The sequence below is a fragment of the Rhizobium sp. N621 genome, from assembly GCF_001664325.1.
GTDB classification, from domain to species: Bacteria; Pseudomonadota; Alphaproteobacteria; order Rhizobiales; family Rhizobiaceae; genus Rhizobium; species Rhizobium esperanzae.
In genome coordinates, this window is record NZ_CP013495.1 from 2,220,444 (window position 1) to 2,239,158 (window position 18,715).

Genomic DNA, 18,715 nt, shown 5'->3' on the forward strand with positions numbered 1-18,715 from the left:
CAACCTCATGGTCATTCCGCCGCGACCGCCTTCTTCGCCGGCCGCCGCTCCAGCAACTCCTTCAGGAACTGGCCGGTATAGGAGCGCTTTTCCCTGACGATCGCTTCCGGTGTGCCGGTCGCGACGATCTCGCCGCCGCCATCGCCGCCTTCGGGGCCGAAATCGAGCACCCAGTCCGCTGTCTTGATGACTTCGAGATTGTGCTCAATCACCACGACGGAATTGCCCTGGTTGACGAGCTCGTGCAGCATTTCCAGGAGCTTGGCGACGTCGTGGAAGTGTAGGCCGGTCGTCGGCTCGTCGAGAATGTAGAGCGTACGTCCGGTCGAACGTTTCGACAGTTCCTTGGCGAGCTTGACGCGCTGCGCTTCGCCGCCCGAGAGCGTATTGGCCTGCTGACCGACCTTGATGTAACCGAGGCCGACATCCTTCAGCGATTGCAGCTTGTCGCGCACGGCGGGGACTGCCGCAAAGAAATCGACGCCTTCCTCCACCGTCATGTCGAGCACGTCGGCGATCGACTTCTGCTTGAAGGTCACGTCGAGCGTCTCGCGGTTATAGCGCTTGCCGTGGCAGACGTCGCAGGTGACGTAGACATCGGGCAGGAAGTGCATCTCGATCTTGATGACGCCGTCGCCCTGGCAGGCTTCGCAGCGTCCGCCCTTGACGTTGAAGGAGAAGCGGCCCGGCTGGTAGCCGCGCGCCTTGGCTTCCGGCAGGCCGGCGAACCAATCGCGGATCGGCGTGAAGGCGCCGGTATAGGTCGCCGGATTCGAGCGTGGCGTGCGGCCGATCGGCGACTGGTCGATATCGATCACCTTGTCGATATGCTCGAAACCGTCGATGCGGTCGTGGTCGGCCGGAATTTCGCGCGCGCCCATGACGCGGCGAGCCGCCGATTTATAGAGCGTCTCGATCAGAAAAGTGGATTTGCCGCCGCCGGAAACCCCGGTCACCGCCGTGAAGACGCCGAGCGGGATCGACGCGGTGACGTTCTTCAGATTGTTGCCGCGTGCGCCGATCACCTTAATTTCGCGGCCCTTCTTCGGCTTGCGGCGCTCTTCGGGAACGGGAACGCCGAGTTCGCCGGAGAGATATTTGCCGGTCAGCGACTTCGGATTGTCCATGATGTCCTGCGGCGTGCCATGGGCGATAACCTCACCGCCATGGATGCCGGCGGCCGGACCGATATCCACCACGTCGTCGGCCGTCAGGATCGCATCCTCGTCATGCTCGACGACGATGACGGTGTTGCCGATGTCACGCAGGTGCTTCAGCGTGTCGAGCAGCCGGGCGTTATCGCGCTGATGCAGGCCGATCGACGGCTCGTCGAGCACGTAGAGCACGCCCGTCAGCCCCGAACCGATCTGCGAGGCGAGCCGGATGCGCTGGCTCTCGCCACCCGATAGCGTGCCGGAATTGCGCGAAAGGCTCAGATATTCCAGGCCGACATCGTTCAAAAAGCGCAGGCGGTCGCGGATTTCCTTGAGAATGCGGACGGCGATTTCGTTTTGCTTGGCGTTGAACGTCGCCGGCAGTGCCTCGAACCAGTCGCGCGCGATGCGGATCGACATGCCGGTGACTTCGCCGATATGCAGCTTGTCAATCTTCACCGCCAGCGCTTCCGGCTTCAGGCGGAAGCCGTTGCAGGCCGGGCAGGGGGCGGCCGACATGAAGCGCTCGATATCCTCGCGCGCCCAGGCGGAATCGGTCTCCTTCCAGCGGCGTTCGAGATTGGTGATGATGCCCTCGAAATTCTTGTGCGTCGTATAGGAGCGGGCGCCGTCGGCGTAGTGGAACTCGATCTTGTCGTCGGTGCCGTTGAGAATGACGTCCTTGGCCTCGTCGGACAGGTCGTTCCAGCGGGTGCCGAGCTTGAAGCCGTAATGTTTGCCGAGCGCTTCCAGCGTCTGGTTGTAATAGGGCGAGGTCGACTTGGCCCAGGGCGCGATCGCTCCGTCGCGCAAAGTCCGCTCCGGTTCGGGCACGATCAGGTCGGGGTCGATCTTCTGCTGGGCGCCGAGACCGTCGCAGGTCGGGCAGGCGCCGAAGGGATTGTTGAAGGAGAAGAGCCTGGGTTCGATTTCCGGGATGGTGAAGCCCGAAACCGGGCAGGCGAATTTCTCCGAAAACAGCACGCGCTCATGCGTTTCGTTCAGCGACTTGTTGGCCGAACCGCCGGCCGAGGTCTCTTCCGGCGGCAGCGGCTTGTCGGCGAATTCGGCGATCGCCAGCCCGTCGGCGAGCTTCAGGCAGGTTTCAAGGCTGTCGGCCAGGCGTGCCGAGACATCCGGGCGCACGACGATCCGGTCGACCACCACGTCGATATCGTGCTTGTATTTCTTGTCGAGAACAGGCGCCTCGGCGATCTCGTAGAACTGGCCATCGACCTTGACGCGCTGGAAGCCCTTCTTCATCAGCTCCGCCAGTTCCTTCTTGTATTCGCCCTTGCGGCCGCGCACGAGCGGCGCGAGAATATAGAGACGAGTACCCTCGCCGAAAGCGAGGATGCGGTCGACCATCTGGCTGACGGTCTGGCTCTCGATCGGCAGGCCTGTCGCCGGCGAATAGGGAACGCCGACGCGGGCAAAGAGCAGGCGCATGTAATCGTAGATCTCGGTGACCGTGCCGACCGTCGAGCGCGGGTTGCGCGAGGTGGTCTTCTGCTCGATCGAAATGGCAGGCGACAGCCCGTCGATCTGGTCGACATCGGGCTTCTGCATCATTTCCAGGAATTGCCGGGCATAGGCCGACAGGCTTTCGACATAGCGCCGCTGGCCCTCGGCATAGATGGTGTCGAAGGCGAGCGAGGATTTGCCGGATCCCGAAAGCCCGGTCATGACGATCAGCTTGTTGCGCGGCAGATCGAGATCGATGCTCTTCAGATTGTGCTCGCGCGCGCCGCGGATGGAGATCGTCTTCAGTTCGCTCATCGTCTCTGCTTTGGTTTTCTGGATAACAGCCCTTATTTAGTGATGCCGACGGGCGAGTCGAGGCTGAATATCCTGGATGGCTCAAGGTTTTCGATTCTGTTGACAGGATCATACGGATAAACTAGAACAAATAAAGAACAAAATTCCTGATGAATGCATGCGGCTTTCTGATGGATAAACATGTGGATGAACGACCGTTTACGCGCATTGGCGGTCCGCGATGGTTTAAGGTGCGCCGATCGATCAACGCCGCCGGGCAGGGCGGCAGGCAGGGTGAAAAGCATGGCTGGTAGCGTGAACAAGGTAATTCTGGTTGGAAACGTGGGTGCAGACCCTGAAATCCGCCGCACTCAGGATGGCCGGCCGATCGCCAACCTCCGCATCGCGACCTCGGAAACCTGGCGCGACCGCAATTCCGGCGAACGCCGCGAAAAGACCGAGTGGCATACTGTCGTCGTCTTCAACGAAGGCCTCTGCAAGGTCGTCGAGCAATATGTGAAGAAGGGCGCCAAGCTCTATATCGAAGGCCAGCTGCAGACCCGCAAGTGGCAGGATCAGCAGGGCCAGGACCGCTACTCGACGGAGGTCGTGCTGCAGGGCTTCAATTCGACGTTGACGATGCTCGACGGCCGCGGCGATGGCGGCGGCGCGAGCTCCGGCTTCGGCGGTGGCCGTGGCGGCAGCAGCAACAATGATTACGGCGATGACTACGGCGCCCCGGCTCCTTCATCATCGCCGAGCCGCGGCGGCGGCGGCAACTTCTCGCGCGATCTCGACGACGACATCCCGTTCTAAAGAGAATTGTGCGAACCCCGGCGGATCAGCATTGGAAGAACGGATTGAAATTGTCCGACTTTCTTGCTCGGGCTCGGTCGGCGAGACGCCAAGTGGTCTTTTGCGAGATTGGTTCCAGATGCTCCGCGAATAAAAGCGGGTGATCGGGCAGAACTGGTGTCGGGGATGAACGGAACCGCCTTATGCAGGTGGAGATTTCAGGCTTTCGGGGGATTTGCTGATGGGATCGTTTTCTATTTGGCATTGGTTGATTGTTTTTCTATTTTTCGGAGTGCCAATTTACTTTGCTGTTAGATCAGCCAGGAGAACAACAGACCCAGTCAACGGCCCGTCGGGTTTCGGTGGGTGGCTTCTGCTTTTAGCAATAGCAGAGGTCGTAGGACTACTTAAAATACTGGGAGCTGTTGCGAAGTCGGTAGAAAATTATGCTGAATATGATGGTGGCGGAGGAGGCCAACTGGTGTTTATTGGCGAGGCCGCCTTGAACTTTGCGCTTATGGCGCTTCAAGTAGTGGTACTCTGGTTTATGTTTAAAAAGGACAGAATATTTCCGAAGTTGTTCTTCTATCAGTGGATAGCTATCCCAGTCGCCCTCGTACTCGATATTGCCTTCGTTTCCACCGTCCTAGGTGTCGGTGTTAATCAACTTCTGACGGCCGAGATTGTTGCCCCGAGCGTATTTGCGACTATCGTCACCGGCCTGTGGGTGTGGTACGTGTCCAAATCGGTAAGGGTTCGGAACACATTTATCCAGCAAGTCCGCACTCGGAGCGAGATATTTTCGTAGAAAGCGACGATTTGATCCTCCCATTCAGCCTATACGCCGTGTTCTGATTTTCCGTTCTGACCGGTGGACCTGCGTGGTAGTACTTCGGAGCAGGATGTTCGAAAACGGCGTCAATGCTCTCGTTGATTTTCCGATCAATGCGGCGTCGCGCTGATCAGATTGAGCGCCGCCTTCGCACCGTCGACGACGAATTGCACTGCAAGGGCGGCGAGGATGACCCCGAGCAGCCGCGTCAGGATCGCCCGGCCGGTGACGCCGAGGAAGCGGTCGAGCCTTTCGGCGATCAGTAGCATCAGGAAAGTCAGCAGCAGGTTGGCGGCGATGACGGCGATCAGCTGCGCTTTTTCGACCGAGGACGGCAGTGTGCCGGCAAGCAGAATCGTCGCCGAGATCGCGCCCGGGCCTGCGATCAGCGGCAAGGCGAGGGGAAAGACGGCGACATTCTCGATATGATCCTTGGTGACCGCAGCCTCCGAGGCCTTCTCCTTGCGCTCCTGGCGCCGCTCGAACACCATCTCGAAGGCGATCCAGAAGAGCAGCAGTCCGCCGGCGATACGGAAGGCGCCGATCGATATGCCGAGCACGCCGAGCACCCCGGCGCCGAACAGGGCGAAGACCGCCAGTATGATGAAGGCGATGGTCGAACCGCGCAGCGCCACCTGCGTCCGCTGGGCCCTGCTCATGCCGGTCGTCAACCCCAGGAACAGCGGCGCCAGCCCCGGCGGATCGATGGTGACAAGTAGCGTCGTGAAGGCGTTGATCAACTGGTCGGCGCTTGCCATCGTCTCTCCGAAAGCCCATATGGGTGCGTGATTTTCTGCGATTGTGAAGCGGGGATTTGGATTTGGCAAATATGCCGCGGCGGCCCGCGGCGGATTTGTCCGGTTCGGTCGCACAAGTCCCGTGCTTTACCCTTTTTCGGCCGCAAAAGCCTGTTCAAAACGCGCTCGGAAATTGGCGCGGGAACAGGCTTTCCGCTATAAATCTTCAAGTGATTCTAGAAGAGATCGTGATCTGTTTTGACTGAGCAAACACCCCCCGGCGGCGGGAAGCTCCCGCCAGGCATCGAGCCCATCTCCATCATGGAGGAAATGCAGCGGTCGTATCTCGATTACGCCATGAGCGTCATCGTCAGCCGCGCGCTGCCCGACGTGCGCGACGGCCTGAAGCCCGTGCACCGGCGCATCCTCTACGGCATGTCCGAGCTCGGCATCGACTGGAACAAGAAATACGTCAAATGCGCCCGTGTCACCGGTGACGTGATGGGTAAATACCATCCGCACGGCAACGCCGCGATTTATGACGCGCTCGCCCGCATGGCGCAGCCATGGTCGCTGCGCCTGCCGCTGATCGACGGTCAGGGCAATTTCGGCTCGGTCGACGGCGATCCGCCGGCGGCCGAACGATACACCGAATGCCGCCTGGAAAAGGCTGCCCATTCGCTGCTCGACGATCTCGACAAGGAAACCGTCGACTTCCGCGACAACTATGACGGCACGCTGTCCGAGCCGGTCGTGGTTCCCGCCAAATTCCCTAACCTGCTCGTCAACGGCGCCGGCGGTATCGCCGTCGGCATGGCGACCAACATTCCGCCGCACAACCTGTCGGAAGTTATCGACGGCTGCATTGCGCTGATCAACGATCCGGCGATCGAGCTGCCGGAACTGATGCAGATCATTCCCGGCCCGGATTTCCCCACAGGCGCCAAGATCCTCGGCCGTGCCGGCATCCGCTCGGCCTACGAGACCGGCCGCGGCTCCGTCATCATGCGCGGCGTCGCCACCATCGAGCCGATGCGTGGCGACCGCGAGCAGATCATCATCACCGAAATTCCCTATCAGGTGAACAAGGCGACGATGATCGAGAAGATGGCCGAGTTGGTGCGTGAAAAGCGCATCGAAGGCATCTCCGATCTGCGCGATGAATCCGACCGCCAGGGCTATCGCGTCGTCATCGAATTGAAGCGCGATGCCAATGCCGAGGTCATCCTCAATCAGCTTTACCGCTACACGCCGCTGCAGACCTCCTTCGGCTGCAATATGGTGGCGCTGAACGGCGGCAAGCCGGAGCAGTTGACGCTACTCGACATGCTGCGCGCCTTCGTCTCCTTCCGCGAAGAAGTCGTTAGCCGGAGAACGAAATTTCTGCTTCGCAAGGCGCGCGAGCGCGCCCACGTCTTGGTTGGTCTCGCCATCGCCGTCGCCAATATCGACGAAGTCATTCGCGTCATTCGTCAGGCGCCGGATCCGCAGTCGGCCCGCGAAGAGCTGATGACGCGCCGCTGGCCGGCCGAAGATGTCGAAAGCCTGATCCGTCTGATCGACGATCCGCGCCACCGCATCAACGACGATCTCACCTACAACCTCTCGGAAGAGCAGGCGCGCGCTATTCTCGAGCTGCGCCTTGCCCGCCTGACTGCACTCGGTCGTGACGAAATCGGTGATGAGCTCAATAAGATAGGCGAGGAAATCCGGGATTATCTCGATATTCTTTCCTCGCGTGTCCGCATCCAGACCATCGTCAAGGACGAGCTTTCCGCCGTCCGCGACGAGTTCGGCACGCCACGCCGCACCGAGATCGTCGATGGCGGCCTGGAGATGGACGACGAGGATCTGATCGCCCGCGAAGACATGGTGGTCACCGTCTCGCATCTCGGCTACATCAAGCGCGTGCCGCTGACCACCTACCGCGCCCAGCGCCGCGGCGGTAAGGGCCGCTCCGGCATGACGACCCGCGATGAGGATTTCGTTAGCCGGCTATTCGTGGTCAATACCCATACGCCGGTCCTGTTCTTCTCCTCCCGCGGCATCGTCTATAAGGAGAAGGTCTGGCGTCTGCCGATCGGCACGCCGACCTCGCGCGGCAAAGCGCTGATCAACATGCTGCCGCTCGAACCCGGCGAACGCATCACCACCATCCTGCCCTTGCCCGAGGACGAGGCGAGCTGGGACAATCTCGACGTCATGTTCTCGACAACGCGCGGTACGGTTCGCCGCAACAAGCTGTCGGACTTCGTCCAGGTCAACCGCAACGGCAAGATCGCCATGAAGCTGGAGGAGGAGGGCGACGAAATCCTCTCCGTCGAGACATGCACCGAGCGGGACGACGTTCTCCTGACCACGGCGCTCGGCCAGTGCATCCGCTTCTCCGTCGACGACGTCCGCGTCTTTGCCGGCCGCAACTCGATCGGCGTGCGCGGCATCAATCTCGGCGAGGGCGACCGCATCATCTCGATGACGATCGTCGGCCATGTCGATGCGGAGCCGTGGGAACGGGCCGCCTATCTCAAGCGTTCCGCCGCCGAGCGTCGCGCGACGGGCGTCGATGAAGAGGATATCGCGCTTGTCGGCGAGGAAGTCACTGAGGAGGGACAGCTCTCCGACGAACGCTACGAAGAGCTGAAGGCACGCGAGCAGTTCGTGCTCACCGTCTCCGAAAAGGGCTTCGGCAAGCGTTCGTCTTCCTACGACTTCCGCATCTCCGGCCGTGGCGGCAAGGGCATCCGCGCCACCGACACGTCGAAGACCGGCGAGATCGGCGAACTCGTTGCAGCCTTCCCGGTCGATGACGGCGACCAGATCATGCTCGTCTCCGATGGCGGCCAGTTGATCCGCGTACCGGTCGGAGGCATCCGCATCGCCAGCCGCGCCACCAAGGGCGTCACCATCTTCTCCACGGCCAAGGACGAGAAGGTCGTTTCGGTCGAGCGCATCAGCGAGCCGGAGGAGGATGAGACGGAAGGGACCGTCGAAGGCGCCGATGAGACGCCTGTCGCCGATGGCGATCCGGGCGGTGCTGCCGAAGAATGATCGAATGAACGGGGCGGCTTCCAGCCGCCCTCAGGCTGCTGACAAACCCCGTCATTTTTTGGCGGGGTTTTGTTTTGTATTGATATTGGTGGCTTGAACGACTTGCGATGGCGGGCTTTCGGAGGCGTCATCGCCTCATGCGGGCGTTGGTTTTGGTGCCGTTGTGAGGGCCATTGCGATCTTCTTGATGTTCTGCGCTGCGGCTGCCAGCAGGCACTGGCATGCGACGCGGATTTGACTTCGGAAGCGGGCATAGCGATGTCCGTGAAGCTGTTTGGCATCCGCGAAGGAGCGTTCGACCGTCTCCTTTCGCCGCTTGTAGATTGCTTTGCCCCAAGGCTTCAGTCGGTTGGCATCGGTCCGCTCGCGGGCTTCGGCCCAGACGTGTCGGGTGATGGTGCGGGTCGAGGCGGCGTTCGAGGTGCAGGATGCAAGCAAGGGGCAGTCGCAGCAGATCACCGGGTCGGAGCGATAGTGGCGATAGCCGTTGCGGTCGGTGGTGGCGTAGGCGAGCAGTTGGCCTTGCGGGCAGCGGTAGCCGTCTTCTTGCCCATCGTAGACGAACTTCGACTTGCGCATCATGCCAGGCTTGGGCGGCGTCGGATTGCGATAGCCGGTGACGCCGAGGATGTCGCGTTGTTCGAGCCCTCTGGCAATGCCGGATGTGGCATAGCCCGCATCGAGCCCGACCGCTTTGACATCGAAGGAGAAGCGTTGGCGCTGACGGTCCAGCCGATCGAGATAGACGATGCTGTCATGCACATTGGCTGGGGTGACATGGGTGTCGGTGATGATGGCGTGCCGGCCGTCCACCGTGCGGTGGTCGAGATAGAAGAAGCCTTTCGGCTTGCCGTCGCGCACCATGTAGCCGCTGTCGGGATCGGTGCGCGACACCTTGGTTTCCCTGACCTCAGGCGCGCGCGCCTTTTCCTTCAACGGCTTCTGGCCGCGCACCAGGCGTTCCGCATCGATCGCCCGGTCGAGATCGGCCCAATAGTCGGACCGCGACTTTTCGATCATCGCAAGATCATATTTGCCCTTGTTGGCATTCGCCTTCAGGTGGGTCGAATCCGTATAGAGCACCGTGCCATCGACCAGCCCATGGCCGATCGCCTGCTCGACGATATGGTCGAAGATGTCCTGCGCCACATCCGTATCGTTGAAGCGCCGGCGCCGGTTCTGCGACAAGGTCGAGGCGTCGAACACCCCATCCGTCAGTTTCATCCGCAAGAACCAGCGATAGGCGACATTGACCTCGATCTCGCGCACCAACTGCCGCTCGGAGCGGATGCCGAACAGGTAGCCGATGAACAACGCCTTGAACATCAAGGTTGGATCGAGCGGTGGTCGGCCGTTGTCGGCGCAATACAATCCCGCAACGCGGTCGTGGATGAAGGAGAAGTCAATCACCGCCTCGATCTTGCGAAGCAGGTGATCCTTTGGCACCAGACTATCGAGCGTCACCATCTCGAGAGCTGTCTGTTCAGGGCTGGGTTTCTTCAACATGTCCCAGTGAATCACAAACCCCCAGCTCTCGCCAGGGGTTTGTCAGCAGTCTGGGGGCGGCTTCCAGCCGCCCTTTTCTGTTAGGGCCTTGCTTGCAGGCTGAAGCATTCAGTTGGCTCACTCACTGCCCAAGAAAAAAGCCGGACGCTGTTTGCATCCGGCTTTGAAAGGCCCAGGCGGCGAATGGTGCCGCTCATGGGAGGGGAAGAGAGGAATGTCAGAACGCGCTATGCTTTTCGTTCAGCGCCTTCACCTCTTCGCCTTCGCGCCGCAGCGCTGATATCGTCGAGGCCACAGACACGATGAACATGACGCTGATGAGGGCGGTGAGCACTGTCAAGATCGTGAACATAGGCATTCCTTTCCCGGGGAGTTGCGTACTCGCTCCTCAGTACTGGCCCAGTACGGCCGTGCGAGCCGAAGCATAGGGACCATAAACCTTGGAGGTATCGACCTTCTGATCGTAAAGAGCGACAGTTGCGGTGAGCATGCCCGTGACCATGACCATCCAGAGCACGTTAATCATCGTAATCTTGCCGGGCATTTTTGGTCCTTCCTGCCGCGCTTTGACGCATTTCTGTGTCGGTTAAGTGAACGCATCCGTTTAAAAATGGTTCCGCCGGATGTTGAGCGGGTGTTTACCAATGGCGATCTGAAGCCTCCTTGAATGTCTCGTTCATCTGGCGTTCAGATTCGAAGTCCTTTTTCCTAGCGCAGTCGGTCTTCATTTCCGCGCAGCGGCCTTTGGGCGCGCACGATCGCCGCGTGTTCGGCAAGCTCCGGCCGCACCCAGCTCACCTCGTAGCGATCGACGAAGTGGCCATAGGCTATCTCGGCGGCGAGGGAGAGAACAGTGGCGAGTGCAACGAGCACGATCAGCATGGATTTCGGTCTTTCGGGGAGCGCCGGCTGCCGGAATGGCATCGGCTGGGTTGATGATCCGAGTTAAACAGATCCCGTCTGAAACGGCCTTGAATGGCATGTTCATCCGCTGTTCAGCCGTGCGCCACGGCCGGGTAAATCACTTGCGACAAGTCCGCATCCGTGACAAAAGGCGTCAAACGAATGGCCGGGCCAGATGACGACAGCTTTTTATCCTGGGTCCTTCGACCCGATCACCAACGGACATGTGGATGTTCTGGTCCAGGCGCTGAACGTCGCCGAAAAAGTCATCGTCGCGATCGGCATCCATCCCGGCAAGGCGCCGCTCTTTTCGTTCGAAGAGAGAGCCGAGCTGATCCGCCTGTCGCTGGCCGAAGCCTTGCCCGGCAAGACCAGCGACATCACCGTCGTCGCCTTCGACAATCTGGTCGTTGATGCCGCCCGCGCCCATGGCGCCACCCTTCTGATTCGCGGCCTTCGCGATGGCACGGATCTCGACTACGAAATGCAGATGGCCGGCATGAACCGAACGATGGCGCCCGACATCCAGACCATCTTTTTGCCGGCCGGCACGGCGTCGCGGCCCATTACCGCCACATTGGTCCGCCAGATCGCCGCCATGGGCGGCGATGTCAGCGCTTTCGTCCCGGCCGCCGTCCTGCAAGCCCTCACATCCAAGCGCCCCAAACTAGCAAGCGCAAAAGCCTAGGCGGATAACGCCGCAACGGAGCTCACATGAAACTCTTCTATCTCGCATTTGCCGGCGTGCTGTATCTCGCCTCCTTCGCGGGGGATGCGTTGGCCCAGTCGGCCGATCATTATCTCACCGTTCAGCTGAAGAACGGCCCGGTGGTGATCCAGCTGATGCCGGATGTAGCGCCGAAACATGTCGCCCAGATCGAGGCGCTTGCCAAGAAGGGCGAATATGACAACGTCGCCTTCCACCGCGTCATCGACGGCTTCATGGCCCAGACCGGCGACGTCAAATACGGCAACATGGAGAAGGGCTTCGATGCGAGCCTCGCCGGCACCGGCTCCTCCGACATGCCCGACATCCCGGCTGAATTCTCCAAGACACCGTTCGTGCGCGGCACCGTCGGCATGGCCCGCTCGCAGGATCCGAATTCCGCCAACTCGCAGTTCTTCATCATGTTCGCCGATGGTTCCTTCCTGAACGGTCAGTACACCGTCGTCGGCAAGGTCGTTTCCGGCATGGAGAATGTCGACAAGATCAAGCGCGGCGAAGGCCAGAACGGGGAAGTCAAAAATCCCGACCGGATGATCAAGGTCACCCTGGGCAAGAAGTAAATTACGAGAGAAACAAGAGGAGAAGACAATGGCCGAGATCAAGGATCCCGAAAACACCATCATTCTGGAAACCACCAAGGGCAAGGTTGTCATTCAGCTTCTGCCGCAGGTCGCCCCGGAGCACGTCGCCCGCATCAAGGAACTCGCCCGCGAGAAGGCCTATGACGGCGTCGTCTTCCATCGCGTCATTCAGGATTTCATGGCCCAGACGGGTGATGTCGAATATGGCAAGAAGGGTTCTGAAACCTTCAATCCCGGCCGCGCGGGCATGGGCGGCTCCGCCAAGCCGGACCTGAAGGCGGAATTCTCCGCCACCTCGCATGTTCGCGGCACTTGCTCGATGGCCCGTTCGCAGAACCCGAACTCGGCCAACTCGCAGTTCTTCATCTGCTTCACCGACGCACCGTGGCTGAACAAGCAGTATTCCGTCTGGGGTCAGGTGATCGAAGGCATGGACAATGTCGACAAGATCAAGCGCGGCGAGCCTGTCTCCGATCCGGACTCGATCGTCTCCATGCGGGTTGCCGCCGACGTCTGATTGTGATTTCTGCTGAAACCCGCCCTTGCGCGAGAGCGCGGGGCGGGTTTCGCTTTGCCTGAAAGTGCACTTATGCGCGTAGACCTTTTTGATTTCGATCTGCCCGAGGAGCGCATCGCCTTGCGGCCCGCCGAGCCGCGTGACAGCGCGCGGCTGCTCGTCGTGAATGCAAATGCGGCAAGCACCCTCTCGGATCATCGCGTTTCCGATCTGCCGTCGTTCCTGCGCGCCGGCGACGCGCTTGTCTTCAACGATACGAAAGTCATTCCCGCCCAGCTCGAGGGCATCCGCCATCGCGATGGCGCCGGCGGGCAGCAGGTCTCGGCAACGCTGCACATGCGCATCGGCCCCAGCCGCTGGAAGGCCTTCGCCAAACCGGGCAAGCGCATCAAGGAAGGCGACCGCATCGCCTTTGGCCACAGCGGCGAAAGCTGCATGATCGGCTCGCTCGATGCGACCGTGGAGGAAAAGGGCGAAGCCGGCGAAGTGACGCTCGCCTTCGATCTTTCCGGTCCCGTGCTCGACGAGGCGATCGCCGCCGTCGGCCATATTCCCCTGCCGCCCTATATCGCCGCCAAGCGCCCCGATGACGCTCGCGACCGCGTCGATTACCAGACGATCTATGCCCGCGAGGAGGGCGCCGTTGCAGCCCCCACCGCCGGCCTGCATTTCACGCCTGGCCTGTTCGAAGCACTCGACAGGGCCGGCATCGAACGTCATTTCGTTACGCTGCATGTCGGCGCCGGCACCTTTCTGCCCGTCAAGACCGATGATACAGATGACCACAAGATGCATCTCGAAAGCGGTTATGTCAGCGCAGAAACCGCTGCCCGGCTGAACGCGGTAAAGCAAAGAGGCGGGCGCATCGTCTGTGTCGGCACCACCTCGTTGCGGCTGATCGAGAGTGCCGCCGAGGAGAGTGGAGAGATCAAGCCCTGGGCCGGGGCCACGGGCATCTTCATCACGCCCGGTTACCGCTTCAAGGCGGTCGACATGCTGATGACCAATTTCCACCTGCCGCGCTCGACGCTGTTCATGCTCGTCTCGGCCTTCGCCGGCTTCGAAACCATGCACGCGGCCTATGAACACGCCATTTCCACGGGCTACCGCTTCTACTCCTACGGCGACGCGAGCCTTCTTTTCCGGAAAGACTAGATGACAGAGAACTTCCAATTCACGCTCGAGAAGAGCGATGCCGGCGCCCGTCTCGGTGAGATTTCCATGCCGCGCGGCACGATCCGCACGCCGGCTTTCATGCCGGTCGGCACGGTCGGAACCGTCAAGGCCATGTATCTCGACCAGGTGCGCGAAACCGGCGCCGACATCATCCTCGGCAACACCTATCATCTGATGCTGCGCCCGACCGCCGAGCGCGTCGCCCGGCTTGGCGGCCTGCACAAGCTCATCCGCTGGGAACATCCGATCCTGACCGATTCCGGCGGCTTCCAGGTCATGTCGCTCGCCGGCCTGCGCAAGCTCGACGAGCAGGGCGTAACCTTCAAGTCGCATGTCGACGGAAGCCTGCATCACATGTCGCCGGAACGCTCGATCGAAATCCAGGGCCTGCTCGGTTCCGACATTCAGATGCAGCTCGACGAATGCGTGGCACTGCCGGCCGAGCCGAAGGAGATCGAGCGCGCCATGGAAATGTCGCTCCGCTGGGCCGAGCGCTGCAAGGTGGCCTTCGGCGAGCAACCTGGCAAGGCCATGTTCGGCATCGTCCAGGGCGGCGATATCCCGGCGCTGCGCATCCGTTCGGCCGAGGCGTTGACCAAGCTCGATCTCAAGGGCTACGCCGTCGGCGGTCTAGCGGTCGGCGAGCCGCAGGACGTGATGCTGAATATGCTGAAAGAGACGCTTCCGGTCTTGCCCGTTGAAAAGCCGCGTTACCTCATGGGCGTCGGCACGCCCGACGATATCCTCAAATCCGTCGCGCGTGGCATCGATATGTTCGACTGCGTCATGCCGACCCGCTCCGGCCGCCATGGCCTGGCCTTCACCCGCCGCGGCAAAGTGAATATCCGCAATGCCCGCCATGCCGAGGATATGCGCCCGCTCGACGAACAGTCGAACTGCCCGGCCTCGCGCGATTATTCGCGCGCTTATCTCCATCATCTCGTCCGCGCCAACGAAGCCCTCGGCGGCATGCTGCTCTCCTGGCACAATCTCGCTTATTACCAGGAACTGATGCAGGGCATCCGCAAGGCGATCTCCGAGGGCCGCTTCGCCGATTTCATGGCGGAAACGATGGAGGAATGGTCGAGGGGTGATCTCGACCCCGTTTGATCGGCCGAACGCAGTTTGATCAGATTCCCTTGCTGTCCGCATCCGGCATGATCTGCACGCCGTTGATCCGGTAGCTGCCGTCGGGCTGGCGCGTGACCTGGTAGATCGCCGTCCAGTCCTTGCCGTCGCGGCCCGAAATCAGCACCTCGTGATAGATCAGCGCGCCGTTGTCGATCGAGCGGCTGCGGCCGAAGGCGTAGTTGCCGGGATGATAGACCGGTTCGTAGCTCTTCTTCACCATGGCGAAGAACAGGTTCTTGTCGGGGTACATCGCCTTGATGCCGGGAGCGGCGAAGGAATAGGCGGTCTCGGCATCGTCCTTGAGGAAGGCTTTGATCTGTTCCTCGATCATCGTCCGCGTCGCGTCGATCGGATCTTCGGCGCGGGCCGAGACGGTGGAGAGGAGGGACGCGGCACACAGAAAGACAACTGCGAAGAAGGCGCGCATGGGTTTGTCTCCAGCTCTATCGGGGAATGATCCCCGACAGAGGGGAAGTGTAGGCCATTTCCAGCGCAAGGAAAGCGGACTTATGACCAGCGTCGGAAGAGGGCGCTGGCATTCACCCCGCCGAAGCCGAAACCGTTGGTGATCGCATAGTCCATTGCCACGGAGCGCGCCGTCTTGCCGACGATATCGATGCCGTCGGCATCAGGATCGACCTTTTCCAGGTTGCGGGTCGGCGGCGCGATCTGGTCGCGCAGCGCCAAAATGGTGAAGATCGCCTCCAGCCCGCCGGCGGCCCCGAGCAGATGGCCGGTCGCCGATTTCGTCGCGCTGACGGCAATGCCGCCATCCCGCCCGAAGACGGTGCCGATCGCAGCGATCTCGCCTTTGTCGCCGACCGGTGTCGAAGTGGCGTGCGCGTTCAGGTGTTTGACCTCGGATGCCGGGATCTTGGCCTGCCGGAGCGCTGCCTCGATCGCCCGGCGCGCGCCGTCGCCATCTTCGGGGCCTGAGGTCATGTGGTAGGCGTCCGCTGCCGTGCCGTAGCCGACGAGTTCGGCAAGCGGCGTCGCGCCGCGGGCAAGCGCATGCTCCAGCGTCTCGATCACCAGGATGCCGGCGCCTTCGCCCATGACAAAGCCGTCGCGGGCCGTGTCGAATGGGCGTGAGGCCAGTTCCGGCGTCTCGTTGAAACCGGTGGAAAGGGCGCGCGCAGCGGCAAACCCGCCAAGGCTCACCTTGTCGATGCAGGCCTCAGCGCCGCCGCAGATCACCACATCAGCCTCGCCGGAACGGATCAGCCGCGCCGCATCGCCGATCGCCTGGACACTGGCAGCGCAGGCCGTCACCGGCGCGCCGAGTGGCCCCTTGAAGCCGTAGCGGATGCTGACCTGGCCGGCGGCGAGATTGACGAGGAAGGAAGGCACGGTGAAGGGCGAGAGCCGCCGCACGCCGCGCGCCTCGCCGATGCGTACTGCCTCGGCAATGGCGGGAAAGCCGCCGACGCCGGAGGCGATGATCGTCGCGGTGCGTTCGCGCGCGCCTTCCTCGGTCGGCATCCAGCCGGCCTGCTTCACCGCTTCCTCCGTCGCCGCCATGGCGAAATGGATGAAGCGGTCCATCTTCTTCTGGTCCTTAGGTGTGATGTAGCGGTCGGGGTCGAAGCCCGCCTCGACATCCTCGGTGATGCCGGGAACGACACCGCCGACCTTGGCCGAGAGTTCGCCGACGACATCCTCGGGCAGTACCCTCAGACCCGAGGCGCCGCCGACAAGGCGTTTCCAGGCGGGTTCGACGCCGGTCCCGAGCGGCGAGACAAGTCCCATGCCGGTGACAACAATGCGGTCCATGATATTTTCCTCTCTATGCGTCGATGCCGAGATACCAGGCACGCATGCGGGCGATCCGCGCACGTACCTCGTCATCGGCTGCAGGGCCTGCAAGCAGGCTGGTGTTTTCGGGTGTCACTTCTTCGCCGGTCCGTGCGTCGACCAGCATGGTCTGACGCGCTCTGCCGGAGGCGGCGTCGCTGAGAAGAAAGGCGAGATCCTCTTCCGGAATGTGGCGGCTTCCCCAGGAAAACAGCGCCATCAGCACCGGAAAGAAATCGCGGCCCTTGTCCGTCAGCCGATATTCGTAGCGGGCAGGGCGCTGCTGGTAGAGCCGTCGTTCGAACAGCCCCTGATCGGTCAGATGTTTGAGCCGCCGCGTCAGGATGTTCGGCGCCACGCCGAGGCTTTTCTGGAATTCATCGAAGCGCGACAGCCCCTGGAAGGCATCACGCACTATCAGAATGCTCCACCAGTCGCCGACGCTGTCGAGCGCGCGCGCCGCCGGGCATTTGAATTGACTGAAGCTAGTCCGTTGCATGATGATAGTCACTACAGTAGTAACTATCATCATGCAAGTTGCCTTGCGTTGGAAGCTGACTGCCGTCAGCGAGGATCGCGCTTTTTGCGACCGCGGACTTCAAATTCGACGAGCAGCGACTTGAGTTCGATCTCGCGAACGCGTCGTGCCGCTTCATCGGGGCTGACCCATTCGAGAATACGCTGTCCTTGTTCCTTGAAGTCATCGTTGATCTCGATGACTTCAACTTGAAACAAATCGACGATGCAGGGGGCTATGTCGCCATCGTCGAGTTCTTTCAGATAGGTGTAGCGGCCGACTGGCTTCTTCCTCACGGCTCCGCGCACACCTGCTTCCTCCCAGGCTTCGATTGCCGCCGCTTCAAACGGCTTCTTCCCCTTCATAGGCCATCCTTTCGGAATGACCCAACGGGCACTCTCGCGCGATGTAATCACCAGAATTTCGATTCCCGGCCTGTCATCGGTGTAGCGGAAGCAAATCGCGCCGTATTGTTGGCGGAATGCACCGGAAAACAGCTTCGCAGGAACGGCGGCGAGCTGCCGCAGCAATGGCTGGGACTTGTCTGGTCGAGGTTTGCTGCGCTTTCTCGGAGTCTTCATGGCGATTGGGGCTGTTGGGTTTGCTTTATTCCTACTCACCTGAGCATGCTCGCGACCAGATTATGACAACCAGTTGTATGGGCAACCATTCGCCCTCGGCAGGCGTGGCGCTCGCCGCCACGCTGCGTCTCTCCCGTCTTATTGCCGTCGGAGGGAATTGTGAATCTCCAATAGCTCCGGATATGCGGTACCGTTGCTGGCAAGGACAGGATGCCCCTTAAACAAATCTTCCCCTTCGGTAGGGAAGGGCAGGTACTCGCCCCCAGCTTCTTTCACAAGGCAGTAGCCCGCCATGCAGTCCCAAGCCCGCATGTGAGGTTCATAGTAACCGACAAGACGCCCTGCAGCCACATAGGCAAGCATAAGCGCTCCCGAGCCGTTCCGAATGAACGTGCCGCCGCTGGCAAGCAAGGCTGTTATGATGGCGCCGACAACGTCCGGAGCGACGTGCGTATTGCAGCCGATACCCGTCAGGGCATTCTGTATTGTGCGGGAGGGATCGAGCAAAAGCGTCTCACCGTTCAAGCTCGCCCCAAGGCCACGGGCTGCTTCATAAAGCTCGTTCGCACAAGGCACCTGGATCACGCCGACCACCGGGACGCCTTGGTGCAGGACAGCGACCGAAACGCACCAGGTAGGCATGCCATTGACGAAAGGCGCGGTGCCGTCGATTGGATCGACAACCCAGATGTAGCCGGAACTTCCCGCTTGATGGCCAAACTCCTCGCCGAGGAAACCGTCCTCGGGAATAGCTGCCGCAACCCGCTCGCGCAGGAAGGTTTCGACGTTGCGATCCGCGATCGACACGACATCCTGAAGATCGCGCTTTGTCTCGATCACAAGAGTCTCGCGCTTATTGAAATAGTCGAGCGCCAAAGCACCAGCTTCCGCCGCAAGGGATTTGGCCAGGGTGAAGCGTCGCTCCAGATCGGTGTCATGCATCGTCATATTGCTATCC

General features: G+C 61.1%; 18 protein-coding genes and 1 pseudogene. 8 read left to right on the plus strand and 11 right to left on the minus strand.

Translation table 11 applies throughout. The features are described from left to right. Positions 1 to 11: 11 nt before the first annotated feature. On the minus strand, positions 12 to 2,933 hold the full coding sequence (uvrA, locus tag AMK00_RS10805; RefSeq protein WP_064802578.1) for an excinuclease ABC subunit UvrA: 2,922 nt from the start codon (positions 2,931 to 2,933) through the stop codon (positions 12 to 14). 282 nt (positions 2,934 to 3,215) lie between these two features. On the opposite strand from uvrA, the gene AMK00_RS10810 reads away from it, so the two are divergent. Both AMK00_RS10810 and AMK00_RS10815 read left to right on the plus strand, forming a co-directional pair. Then, a complete protein-coding gene (locus AMK00_RS10810; RefSeq protein ID WP_064802580.1) occupies positions 3,216 to 3,728 on the plus strand; it encodes a single-stranded DNA-binding protein in 513 nt (170 codons plus the stop codon). 220 nt (positions 3,729 to 3,948) lie between these two features. Beyond that, positions 3,949 to 4,515 (plus strand): DUF2569 family protein, encoded by a 567-nt coding sequence (locus AMK00_RS10815; protein WP_064810389.1) that lies wholly within the window; start codon positions 3,949 to 3,951, stop codon positions 4,513 to 4,515. A gap of 134 nt (positions 4,516 to 4,649) precedes the next feature. Here AMK00_RS10815 and AMK00_RS10820 read toward each other — a convergent pair whose 3' ends face one another. After that, positions 4,650 to 5,297, minus strand: coding sequence for a MarC family protein (locus AMK00_RS10820; protein WP_064810390.1), 648 nt, complete (start codon positions 5,295 to 5,297; stop codon positions 4,650 to 4,652). A gap of 237 nt (positions 5,298 to 5,534) precedes the next feature. Between AMK00_RS10820 and gyrA the strand changes: the two genes are divergently transcribed. Next, the gene (gyrA, locus tag AMK00_RS10825; protein WP_064802585.1) at positions 5,535 to 8,324 is read left to right on the plus strand and encodes a DNA gyrase subunit A; all 2,790 of its coding nucleotides are present in this window, start codon (positions 5,535 to 5,537) and stop codon (positions 8,322 to 8,324) included. A gap of 135 nt (positions 8,325 to 8,459) precedes the next feature. On the opposite strand, the gene AMK00_RS10830 is transcribed toward gyrA, so the two are convergent. From AMK00_RS10830 to AMK00_RS10835, 4 genes and pseudogenes are all read right to left on the minus strand, one after another. Beyond that, positions 8,460 to 9,830, minus strand: coding sequence for an IS1182 family transposase (locus tag AMK00_RS10830; RefSeq protein ID WP_064809302.1), 1,371 nt, complete (start codon positions 9,828 to 9,830; stop codon positions 8,460 to 8,462). 217 nt (positions 9,831 to 10,047) lie between these two features. Then, positions 10,048 to 10,182 (minus strand): hypothetical protein, encoded by a 135-nt coding sequence (locus AMK00_RS33445; RefSeq protein ID WP_010056528.1) that lies wholly within the window; start codon positions 10,180 to 10,182, stop codon positions 10,048 to 10,050. 36 nt (positions 10,183 to 10,218) lie between these two features. Beyond that, a complete protein-coding gene (locus AMK00_RS32540) occupies positions 10,219 to 10,374 on the minus strand; it encodes a hypothetical protein (RefSeq protein WP_003539654.1) in 156 nt (51 codons plus the stop codon). A 164-nt stretch (positions 10,375 to 10,538) separates the two neighbouring features. Next, positions 10,539 to 10,818 (minus strand): annotated as a pseudogene (locus AMK00_RS10835) (hypothetical protein). 90 nt (positions 10,819 to 10,908) lie between these two features. Between AMK00_RS10835 and coaD the strand changes: the two are divergent. The 5 genes from coaD to tgt all read left to right on the plus strand — a co-directional run bounded on the left by coaD (position 10,909) and on the right by tgt (position 14,844). After that, positions 10,909 to 11,421: a pantetheine-phosphate adenylyltransferase gene (coaD, locus tag AMK00_RS10840; protein ID WP_064810391.1), complete on the plus strand. Its 513-nt coding sequence runs from the start codon at positions 10,909 to 10,911 to the stop codon at positions 11,419 to 11,421. A 26-nt stretch (positions 11,422 to 11,447) separates the two neighbouring features. Continuing rightward, positions 11,448 to 12,020 (plus strand): peptidylprolyl isomerase, encoded by a 573-nt coding sequence (locus tag AMK00_RS10845; RefSeq protein WP_064810392.1) that lies wholly within the window; start codon positions 11,448 to 11,450, stop codon positions 12,018 to 12,020. A 28-nt stretch (positions 12,021 to 12,048) separates the two neighbouring features. Next, positions 12,049 to 12,558, plus strand: coding sequence for a peptidylprolyl isomerase (locus tag AMK00_RS10850; RefSeq protein WP_064802591.1), 510 nt, complete (start codon positions 12,049 to 12,051; stop codon positions 12,556 to 12,558). Between the two features lie 72 nt (positions 12,559 to 12,630). Continuing rightward, entirely contained in the window at positions 12,631 to 13,713 is a 1,083-nt protein-coding gene (gene queA, locus AMK00_RS10855; RefSeq protein ID WP_064810393.1) for a tRNA preQ1(34) S-adenosylmethionine ribosyltransferase-isomerase QueA, read from the plus strand. Next, complete coding sequence (gene tgt / locus AMK00_RS10860) at positions 13,714 to 14,844, plus strand: tRNA guanosine(34) transglycosylase Tgt (protein WP_064810394.1); 1,131 nt, start codon at positions 13,714 to 13,716, stop codon at positions 14,842 to 14,844. A 19-nt stretch (positions 14,845 to 14,863) separates the two neighbouring features. Here the strand turns inward: tgt and AMK00_RS10865 are convergent, their stop codons facing one another. The 5 genes from AMK00_RS10865 to AMK00_RS10885 form a co-directional block, all read right to left on the minus strand. Next, entirely contained in the window at positions 14,864 to 15,292 is a 429-nt protein-coding gene (locus tag AMK00_RS10865; protein ID WP_064802597.1) for a DUF4864 domain-containing protein, read from the minus strand. 80 nt (positions 15,293 to 15,372) lie between these two features. Then, a complete protein-coding gene (gene fabF, locus AMK00_RS10870; protein ID WP_064810395.1) occupies positions 15,373 to 16,638 on the minus strand; it encodes a beta-ketoacyl-ACP synthase II in 1,266 nt (421 codons plus the stop codon). A gap of 13 nt (positions 16,639 to 16,651) precedes the next feature. Beyond that, the gene (locus AMK00_RS10875; RefSeq protein WP_029531198.1) at positions 16,652 to 17,158 is read right to left on the minus strand and encodes a winged helix-turn-helix transcriptional regulator; all 507 of its coding nucleotides are present in this window, start codon (positions 17,156 to 17,158) and stop codon (positions 16,652 to 16,654) included. 65 nt (positions 17,159 to 17,223) lie between these two features. Continuing rightward, positions 17,224 to 17,757 (minus strand): NUDIX hydrolase, encoded by a 534-nt coding sequence (locus AMK00_RS10880; protein ID WP_016733049.1) that lies wholly within the window; start codon positions 17,755 to 17,757, stop codon positions 17,224 to 17,226. A gap of 138 nt (positions 17,758 to 17,895) precedes the next feature. Further along, positions 17,896 to 18,705 carry an inositol monophosphatase family protein gene (locus AMK00_RS10885; RefSeq protein ID WP_029531199.1) on the minus strand — a complete coding sequence of 270 codons (810 nt, stop codon included), beginning with the start codon at positions 18,703 to 18,705 and terminating at the stop codon, positions 17,896 to 17,898. Positions 18,706 to 18,715 lie beyond the last annotated feature (10 nt).